Source organism: Shinella sp. M31 (assembly GCF_049199205.1).
Classification (GTDB): domain Bacteria; phylum Pseudomonadota; class Alphaproteobacteria; order Rhizobiales; family Rhizobiaceae; genus Shinella.
Genome location: NZ_JBLZPH010000103.1, coordinates 18567 through 26814 on the forward strand (window position 1 = coordinate 18567; position 8248 = coordinate 26814).

9 protein-coding genes are annotated in these 8248 nt (G+C 61.8%); 7 read left to right on the forward strand and 2 right to left on the reverse strand.

Annotated elements, in window-relative coordinates:
- Together ACOZKU_RS17775 and ACOZKU_RS17780 are read right to left on the reverse strand one after the other, a co-directional pair.
- A partial coding sequence (locus ACOZKU_RS17775) for an amino acid synthesis family protein (RefSeq protein WP_421579993.1) occupies positions 1 to 336 on the reverse strand: 336 nt, incomplete at its 3' end.
- The gene (locus ACOZKU_RS17780) at positions 333 to 917 is read right to left on the reverse strand and encodes an amino acid synthesis family protein (RefSeq protein WP_117372149.1); all 585 of its coding nucleotides are present in this window, start codon (positions 915 to 917) and stop codon (positions 333 to 335) included. The genes ACOZKU_RS17780 and ACOZKU_RS17775, both read right to left, overlap by 4 nt.
- A gap of 274 nt (positions 918 to 1191) precedes the next feature.
- Between ACOZKU_RS17780 and ACOZKU_RS17785 the strand changes: the two genes are divergently transcribed.
- From ACOZKU_RS17785 to ACOZKU_RS17815, 7 genes are all read left to right on the forward strand, one after another.
- A complete protein-coding gene (locus tag ACOZKU_RS17785) occupies positions 1192 to 2193 on the forward strand; it encodes a BMP family lipoprotein (RefSeq protein WP_421579994.1) in 1002 nt (333 codons plus the stop codon).
- Between the two features lie 126 nt (positions 2194 to 2319).
- Positions 2320 to 3849, forward strand: a complete 1530-nt coding sequence (locus ACOZKU_RS17790; protein WP_421579995.1) for an ABC transporter ATP-binding protein — start codon at positions 2320 to 2322, stop codon at positions 3847 to 3849.
- Positions 3846 to 4901, forward strand: coding sequence for an ABC transporter permease (locus ACOZKU_RS17795; protein WP_421579996.1), 1056 nt, complete (start codon positions 3846 to 3848; stop codon positions 4899 to 4901). Before ACOZKU_RS17790 ends, ACOZKU_RS17795 begins: the two co-directional genes overlap by 4 nt.
- Positions 4889 to 5884 carry an ABC transporter permease gene (locus ACOZKU_RS17800; protein ID WP_421579997.1) on the forward strand — a complete coding sequence of 332 codons (996 nt, stop codon included), beginning with the start codon at positions 4889 to 4891 and terminating at the stop codon, positions 5882 to 5884. Before ACOZKU_RS17795 ends, ACOZKU_RS17800 begins: the two co-directional genes overlap by 13 nt.
- A gap of 25 nt (positions 5885 to 5909) precedes the next feature.
- A complete protein-coding gene (locus ACOZKU_RS17805) occupies positions 5910 to 6929 on the forward strand; it encodes a nucleoside hydrolase (protein ID WP_421579998.1) in 1020 nt (339 codons plus the stop codon).
- Between the two features lie 12 nt (positions 6930 to 6941).
- Positions 6942 to 7865, forward strand: a complete 924-nt coding sequence (locus ACOZKU_RS17810) for a nucleoside hydrolase (RefSeq protein WP_421579999.1) — start codon at positions 6942 to 6944, stop codon at positions 7863 to 7865.
- A 33-nt stretch (positions 7866 to 7898) separates the two neighbouring features.
- The coding region (locus ACOZKU_RS17815) for an ABC transporter ATP-binding protein (protein ID WP_421580000.1) at positions 7899 to 8248 on the forward strand (350 nt) is incomplete at its 3' end.

The window sequence follows — 8248 nt, forward strand, 5'->3', positions numbered from 1 at the left end:
CCGAAACGGCGCACCAAGCTCCGGGTGCAGCAAGGCGGCGGCGTGCTCAAGCTCGCCATCCTCACCGACCAGCGCCGCCTTGCCGAAGCTTTCGACTTTCTCCGGGGATACGCCGAGAGCGGCAACCGCCCGCTCCGGCAGGATGCGCCCCAGTGTACGGCCAATCGCCATAAGCGGCGCAAGGTCCTCGACATATCGACCCGAGAAAGGGTTTTCGATAATGGCCACGGAAGCGGCGCGGCGGGTCGACGTGTTCAGCACCTTGCCGCCTTCCGAAAAGGTCTCCTCCATCACCGTCACGATGCGGCGAATCCCCGCGGTTCCGATGTCGCTCATCGCAGGCCGTCCTCCCCCTTGATGTCGCTGGCTTTCAGGCCACCCACACGAGCATGAATGCGCGGACCAGTCGTCATAGCCAGAACGACCACCATTTCATTGGCGCGCGGCGCGTCGTTGATACCGACCTCGATCGCATCGAAGTGGCTGCGAACATAGGATGCGTTGACATGCGTGATCGGGATATCCAGGTGCGTTCCAAGCCCGCCGACTTTCTTCGTGGACGGCACGATCGCCTTCGCGTCTCCCAGCAGCTCGCGCATCGCATAGCCACCGGGATTGTGCCAGAGCGCGGCGTGTTCGAGCTCACCGGCGGCGCCGACAATTGCCCCCTTGCCATATCCCTCGACCACGCCTGGATCACCCCCAAGGGCATCGATGAGCCGCTTGGCCATATCCAGGCCGAGAGGGCGCAGCGCATCCATGAAAGGCGCGATCTCCTCGACATAGCCGCCGGCGAACGGATTCTCGATGACCGCAAGAACGGCCGCCCGCTTGAGCGGGACTGTCGCCGCCGGCCCGCCTTCGTGGAAAATCTCGTCGACCGAAACGACAATCTTGCGTACTTTCACGTCCGCCATATCATGCTCCTAAAACTTGTTAGAGTGGAAACAATTCTATCCGCTCTGGGAAATGTCAAGCCGATGCCGGCAAAATCGTGCGGCCTCGGAAAAAACCGCGAGTTATTGGGCATTACTCATCACATCATCACAAATTTTTGGCCGAGCTTCCGTTCAAAAAACCATTGACAACAAAAAATAGGATGCGCAATCTTTTGTACGACCATCAATGAAATCGGCACCAAAGACCGATGCGATGGAATCGCCTATTGACCATCAGAGGGATTGAACCGTCATGAAGAATTTCACGCAGATTTTGGCAGCCGGCGTTGTGCTCGCTGTATCCGCAATGCCGTCCTTCGCTGCCGAAAAGGTCAATGTCGCCGCCATCTCCGGCTACTTTGCCCAGGGCTTCGGCGTATCGATCGTCGAAGGCTTGAACAAGGCGAAGGCCGATTTCGGCATCGACCTGAAGCTCGTCGATACCGGCAACCGCGCACTCGACTACGAAGAGCAGTTCAGCAACCTCGCCAAGACGGGTGAATACGACCTCATCTTCGTCATGGGCTGGGAACTGGTCGATGCCTTACAAAAAGTCAGCGCCGCCTATCCGAACCAGCGCTTCGTCTTCATTGACGGCGTGCTCGACAGCGACAAGATCATCTACGCCAGCTTCGCCGAGGAACAGGGATCGTTCATTGCCGGCGCGCTTGCCGCACTGGTGGAAAATCTCGGACCCGAATTTGAGAAGATCGGTGACGGCAAGGCCATCGGCTTTGTCGGCGGTCGCGACATCCCCGTCATCCGCAACTTCCTCGGCGGCTACGAACAGGGCGCGAAATATGCCGTTCCGGACGTGAAGGTGAACTCCGTCTTTGCGGGCACTTTCGACGACCCGGCAAAGGGCAGCGAACTCGCCATGGCGCTCTACGGCCAGGGCACCGACATCGTCTACAATGTCGCCGGCCCGACCGGTGAAGGTGTGATGCAGGCCAGCGCCGCCGCCGACAAGTACTCGCTTGGCGTCGATGTCGACATGTGCTCCAGCGCGCCGGGCAACGTTCTCGCCAGCATGTTGAAGCGCGGCGACATCGCGGTCTATTCGATCATCAAGGACGAGGTCGAAGGCAAGCCGGTCAAGGCGGGTGTGCGCACGTTCGACCTCGCCTCGGGCGGTGTCGAAGTGAAGCTCTGCGAAGACGTTGCCGCCAAGCTGCCGGCCGAGATTCCGGCCAAGCTCGAGGAAATCCGCAAGGAAGTCGTCGACGGCAAAATCGCGATCACCAAGGCAAAATAAGGCTTGAGCCGGCGGACGGGACGGGAGAACCTGCCCTGTCCGCCATTGGAAGCCCCGCCCCTTTTCCCTTGAAAGGCTACCGGTCGGCGCAAGCCCGGCTGCACGCCTGTTACGATCGCTTGAAACATGACTTTTGCTGTCGAACTTAAAGGCATCACGAAACGCTTCGGCGCCTTTACGGCCAATTCCGGCATCGACCTTGCCGTTCGGCAAGGCGAGATTCACGCCATTATCGGCGAAAACGGTGCAGGCAAGACGACGCTGATGAATGTGCTTTTCGGCCTGTTGCAGCCGGATGAAGGCACGATCTCGATCAATGGCAAGACCATGGCGATCGACAGTCCCGCCGTCGCCATCAATGAGGGCCTCGGCATGGTGCACCAGCACTTCAAGCTCGTGCCCTCGCTGACGGTTGCCGACAATATTTTCCTCGGCATGGAAATCCGCCGCAGCGGATTGATCGATCGCGCTGCGCAGGTCGAGCGTACACGTGCTCTATCGCAAAAATTCGGCCTGAAGGTCGATGCCCAGGAGCGCGTCGCTGGTCTTTCCGTCGGCATCGAACAACGCATTGAAATTCTCAAGGTTCTCGCCCGCAACGCGCGCACCATCATTCTTGACGAACCGACAGCCGTGCTGACGCCGCAGGAAAGCCGCGACCTTTTCGAGACGCTGCGCAGCTTTGTCGACGACGGTATGACCGTCATCTTCATTTCCCATCACCTCGAAGAGGTCATGGCCGTTTCAGATATCATCACCGTTCTCCGCGACGGGCGCGTGGTTGCGACCCGCCCCAAGCAGGAGCTCACCAAACGCGAGCTCGTGCGGCTAATGGTCGGCCGCGATGTCAGCTTCGACCGCCGCCCGCGCGAGGCAACGCAGGGTGAAGCCGTCCTAGAGGTCAACGAGCTCTGGGCACGCGACGACCGCCGCCTTGCCGCGCTGAAATCCGCCAGCTTCTCCGTTCGTGCCGGCGAGATCGTCGGCATTGCCGGCGTTGCCGGAAACGGCCAGACCGAGCTTGCCGAAGTGCTCTCGGGCCTGCGAGAGGCAAGCCATGGCAGCGCAAAGCTTCACGGCCAGGAGATCGCCGGCCGCTCGCCCGCCGAAATCCGCGCCCGCGGACTGGCGCATGTTCCCGGCGATCGCCTTGCCCGCGGCGTCGATCGCAATGCCTCGCTGTCGACGAACATCCTGATGGGCCGCCAGAGAAAAGCGCCTTTCGCGAAAAACGGCATCATCAACTGGAGCGCCGTTCAGGACGAGATGCGCGCCCTGATCAAGCGCTTCGACATCCGCGCGCGCGGTCCGAAGGATGTGGCGAGAAGCCTGTCCGGCGGCAATATCCAGAAGGTCGTGCTGGCGCGTGAGTTCACCGCCGGCGGCGACATGCTCCTGATCGACCAGCCGAGCCGCGGCGTGGACATCGGCGCGCAGGAAGCGATCCACGACGAGATCATGCAGCAGCGCGCGGAAGGCCGCGCGATCCTCCTCATCTCCACCCAGCTCGACGAATTGAAGGCGCTCGCCGACCGCATCATCGTGATGTTCGAGGGGCGCATCATGGGCACCGTCGAGGGAAATGCCATGGATGAAGACACGATCGGCCTGATGATGGCCGGCGTGGATCCATCAGACGTGAAGGAACACGAATGAAAACGGCCCTCTTGCCAGATGGCCTGGCCCGCACTCTCGCCGGGCAGGTCCTTGCCTTCGCCGTCGCGCTGTCGCTCGGCGCCGCGATCATCCTGCTGATCGACGAGAACCCTGTAACGGTGTTCATGACGCTGATGCGCGGCGCCTTTGGCGATGCCGAGAAAATCGCCGGGACCCTGTTGCAGACGACACCGATCCTGATCTGCGGCATCGCCGCCTGCATCGGGCTTCGCGGCGGCATGTTCAATGTCGGCATCGAAGGCCAGCTTTTCCTGGGCGGTTTCGCGGCCGCTTGGGTCGGCTTCGCCTTTGCGCTCCCGCCGGTCCTGCATGTCGTCGTCGCCATCGCCTGCGCCGTTCTTGCCGGCGCCGCCTGGGTCGCGATCCCCGCCTTTTTCCGCGTTCGCTATGGCACCAACGAAGTGGTCTCCACGATCCTCGCCAATTACATCGCGATCCTGCTCACCTCCTATTTCACGATCTTCCTCTTCAAGCGACCGGGCGGATGGTCGGAAACGCCGCCAATCCTGCCTACGGCCTATCTGCCGGAGCTTTTCAGCTTCTCGCGACTGAACATCGGCCTGCTGATCGGCCTGTTCCTGGCGGTCGCCACCGCCGTTTTCTTCCGCTGGGCCTCGACTGGTTACGCGGTGACGATGGTCGGCTCCGCACCGAAATTCGCGGAGTATGGCGGCATTAACGTTCGCAAGGTCGGCTTCGGCGTGCTCCTCGCCTCCGGCGCGGTGGGTGGCCTTGCCGGCGGCGTCGAAACGCTCGGTGTGCACCACCGCTTCATGGAAGGCTTCGCTCCCGGTTTCGGCTTCGACGGTCTGATTGCGGCTCTTCTCGCCAACGGATCACCGATCGGCACGATTTTCACTGCCCTGTTCTTCGGGGCACTCAGAGCCGGATCCTTGCTGCTTGAAGTCGATACGACGGCCTCGCGCGAGATCATCACCGTCATCCAGGCCCTGATCATTCTTGCGGTCTCCGCGGACCTTATGATGCGCCGGCGCGGCGATCGCACGGGAGAGCGTCGATGGAAGTTCTAAGCACCATTTTCAATGTCGCGCTGATCGTCGCGACGATCCGCACCACGGCGCCGATCCTTCTGGTCGCCCTGGGTGGCTCCTTCACCACCAAGGCAGGCATCTTCAACATCGGGCTTGAAGGGCAGATGCTGATCGCCGCCTTCTTCGCGGTGCTCGGCTCGATCTGGACCGGCTCCTCCCTGGGCGGAATGGTGATCGGCGTTGCGGCAGCGCTCGTCTTCGCCCTGGTCTTCGCAGTGCTGGTCATCAGCTTCCGCGCCAATGAGGTGGTGGTTGGCTTGGCACTCAACATTCTTGCCGGCGGCATGACCATCTCGCTGATGAAGGCTATCTTCGGCACGCGCGGATCGATCGTCGGCCGCGGCATCGTCGGTCTGCCGAAGGTGCAGATTCCGGGCGCCCGCGATATCCTCGGGCCATACGCCCAGTTGATCTCCGGCTACACGCCGCTGATCTACGTGGCGTTCATCGCCGTGCCCCTCCTCATCCTCATCTATAATCGCACGCGTCTCGGCCTCTATATCCGTGTTGTCGGCGAAAAGCCGGAAGCTGCCGAAGCGCTCGGCATTTCGATCGCCAAGGTCCGCTATACCGCCGCGCTGCTCTGCGGCCTGCTCGCGGGACTTGCGGGTGCGCATATGTCGCTCGGCTACATCACGATGTTCACGGAAAATATGTCCTCCGGGCGCGGCTTCATGGCTGTCGCGATCCTGATCTTCTCGGGCGGCGATCCCTTGCGCGTGCTGGCGGGATGCCTGCTGTTCGGCTTTGCCGACGCACTGTCGCTGCGCCTGCAGACCTTCGGCTTCCCGTCCTATCTGGTGCTGGCGGTACCCTATACCGTCGCTCTGACCGCACTGTTTGCCCTCTCCTGGAAGGCACGGCCGAAGCTCATCCGCGAAACCATGGAGACAATGCAGCGCGCGTTCTCCGTTCATCCGGCGAAATCCGAAACGCCGGGCACCCGATCCAACCGTTCCTGATCTCCACATTAATCGAAGGCTTGTCATGCAACGCATCATCCTCGACGTCGATTCCGCTGGCGATGATATTCTCGCCGTTCTCTTCGCCGCCGCCCACCCCGATATCAAGCTGGAGGGTATCACGACGGTAACCGGAGCCGCCGGCCCGATCACGCAGGTCACCAATGTCGTGCTCAACACGCTCTCGCTGGCCGGCCGCGACGACATTCCCGTCCATGCTGGCGCCTGGCGTCCGATCGTCGGCAATTCCAAGGCCGATATGGAGGCCCCGGTCCATTTCGAAAAGCGGTTGACCGCCCGCTTCGGCGACCGACTGAAAACGTTCAATCCTCCGGCCCCAATACCGAAACGTGCGGCAACGCAGGGCCATGCCGTCGATTTCATCATCGAGACGGCCAAGGCGCATCCGGGCGAATTGACCCTCGTCACGACAGGCCCGACGACCAATGCCGCCATGGCCATTCTGCAAGAGCCGGCACTGCCTTCGCTCCTCAAGAACATGCTGGTCCTGGGTGGCAATTTTTCAACGCCCGGCAACATGACGCCGCTGTCGGAATACAACATCTGGGCGGACCCGGAAGCCGCTCGCATCGTGCTCAATGCCGATTGCCCGAAAATCCTCGTGCCGCTCGATATCTGCGAAGACAACCGCGTCGCCGACAGCATGCTGACGCGTGACGATCTCGCAGACATGGCCAACGTCTCGAAGGACAATGCCGTCGTCGACATGATCCGCGAGGTCTTCCCGATCTATATCGATATCTGGCGCGAATTCTTCGGTCTCGTCGGCTTCCCGATGGACGACGTCATCACCGTGGCGCTCGCCATCAACCCCGATCTCGTCACCACCACCGCCCCGCTGTTTGCCGATGTCGTGATCGAAAAGGGCATCGCACGCGGCCAGACCGTCGCCTATCGCGGACACCAGATCCTGCCCGGCGGCGATGGCCCGAAAACCACCCGGATCGGCACGGGCCTCGACGGTCGCCGCTTCCTCGACATGTTCAAGACGACAATGGCGCGCTACGGCCGCCCCGCAGCCTGAAGGATCAGACCCATGGCCACTCCTATCCTCTACGACTGCGACCCCGGTCATGACGACGCCATCGCGCTTGTCATGGCGCACCGCTCGCCGGAAATCGAACTTCTCGGCGTCACGACGACCTGCGGCAATGCCGAACTCGAACGCACGACGGCCAATGCCATCCGTGTTCTCGACTTCCTGGGCGCAACCGACGTGCCTGTTGCCGCCGGCTGCGCCCGCCCGCTTGCCCGCCCCCTGGTTCTCGGCACAGCCGATGGCCCGAGCGGGATGGACGGTTCTCCCTATCTTCCGGAGCCGAAGCGCGGCCCCATCGCCCAGCATGCTGTCGATTTCCTGGCAGAGAAGCTGGCCGCCGCTGCCGAACCCATGACCGTCGTTGCTACGGGGCCGCTCACCAATATCGGCCTGCTCGTGTTGAAGCATCCCGACGTCCTGCCTAAGATCAAGGAACTGATCTGGATGGGCGGCGTCTTCTATCGCAAGAGCGAGATCATCACGCCGACGGAATTCAACGCCTTCTGCGATCCGGAATCGCTGAAGATCGTGCTCGACAGCGGCGTGCCGATAACGATGGTCGGTCTGGATGTCACCATGCAGGTGCTGATCGAGGCCGAACAGTATGAGGAGCTTGGCAAGATCGATACGCAGCTCGGCAAGCTGGTGATGGACTGGCTGCAGTTCTATGAGAAACTGCACCGCAACTCGATGGGTGTCGGCGGCGCCATGCACGACCCGCTCGCGCTCGCCCTCGTAATCGATCCCACGCTGGTGCGCACCAGACCCGTTCACATCGGCGTCGACCTCAATGGCACCTACACATTCGGCGCGACCGTTGCCGATTTCTGGAAGGAGCGCGGTGAGCCGGACAATGCGCGCATTGCCTATGAGGTGGATGCCGACCGCTTCTTCAAGCTGATGTTCGATCTCCTGAGGTGACACCGTCACGGACATCAACATGGAGGTAAGAGCATGACAGGGCTGGTTCTCAAGGATATCCGCAAGTCCTACGGCGCGGTGGATGTGATCCACGGCATCGATCTCGACATCAAGCAGGGCGAGTTCATCGTCTTCGTCGGCCCGTCCGGCTGCGGGAAGTCGACGCTGCTGCGCATGATCGCCGGCCTCGAGGAGATCACCGGCGGCGACATGACGATCGACGGCGAGCGCGTCAACGACGTGCCGCCTTCGAAGCGCGGCATCGCCATGGTCTTCCAGTCCTACGCGCTCTACCCCCACATGACCGTCTACGACAACATGGCCTTCGGCATGCGCATCGCCGGCGAGAGCAAGGAGGAGATCGACCGCCGCGTGCGCTCGGC